The organism is uncultured Virgibacillus sp. (assembly GCF_947495635.1).
Classification (GTDB): Bacteria; Bacillota; Bacilli; order Bacillales; family Amphibacillaceae; genus Virgibacillus; species Virgibacillus salarius.
In genome coordinates this window covers 1-362 of the sequence record NZ_CANMAB010000237.1, presented here as the reverse complement: position 1 = coordinate 362, position 362 = coordinate 1, and the positions used below count along the sequence as shown (strand labels likewise).

At 36.5% G+C, this 362-nt stretch carries 1 protein-coding gene; it reads left to right on the top strand.

The annotated features are described in order from the left end of the window. Window positions 1-362, top strand: a 362-nt coding sequence (locus Q1A47_RS20640; RefSeq protein WP_299632767.1) for a transposase, incomplete at both ends; no start/stop codon positions are given.

Below are 362 nucleotides of genomic sequence, written 5' to 3'. Positions count from 1 at the left end.
CGAAAAGAACCCAAGCAATACCGTAAACAATTCCAAGACTATGTAATTCGTAAACAGAAATATCAAAATGATATGGAGATCTTTGGCAACCGCAATAGTTATTCTAAGACGGATCATGATGCCACTTTTATGAGAATGAAAGATGACTATATGAAAAATGGCCAACTTAAGGCGGGTTATAATGTACAAATTGCGACCGAAGGCCAGTACACATTAGCTTATGATGTATTTCCAAATCCTACGGATACTCGCACGTTTATTCCTTTTCTCAATAATATTGAAGAAAGGTACTTCAAGTTACCCAAGTATATTGTCGCTGACGCCGGTTATGGTAGTGAACAAAATTATAGTGAGGTATTACA